Annotated in this window: 1 protein-coding gene; it reads right to left on the reverse strand. The window is 73.1% G+C overall.

Going from position 1 to position 494, the window contains the following annotated elements; translation table 11 throughout:
- Positions 1–494: thiamine pyrophosphate-dependent enzyme (locus tag AC08ON_RS17350; RefSeq protein ID WP_476617361.1), on the reverse strand; the 494-nt coding region annotated here is incomplete at both ends.

Genomic DNA, 494 nt, shown 5'->3' on the forward strand with positions numbered 1-494 from the left:
CCTCGGCGGCCCGCGCGACTGCGGCGACGCCGGCGTCGTCGAGGAGACCGGCCTTGCGTAGCTGCCGCTCCAGCAGCGTCAGCGGATCGCGGGCCTGCCAGGCGGCGACCTCCTCCGAGGTGCGGTAGCGGGTCGCGTCGTCGGCGTTGGTGTGCGCCTCCAGCCGGTAGGTGACCGCCTCGACCAGCACCGGGCCGCGACCCGACCGCGCGTGCTCGACCGCCGCGCGCAGCACACCGTGCACCGCGGGCGCGTCGTTGCCGTCCACCAGGCGACCGATGATCCCATGGCCCACCGCTTTGTGTGCCAGCGTCGGCGCCGCGGACTGCTGGGCCAGCGGCACCGAAATCGCATAGCCGTTGTTCTGTACCAGGAACACCACTGGCGCGTTCAGCACCCCGGCGAAGTTCAGCGCCTCGTGGAAGTCGCCCTCGCTGGTGCCGCCGTCGCCGATCAGGGCAAGCGCCACGACGTCCTCCGCCGCCCACGGATCC

It is taken from the genome of Frankia sp. CoWAU3, assembly GCF_977971855.1.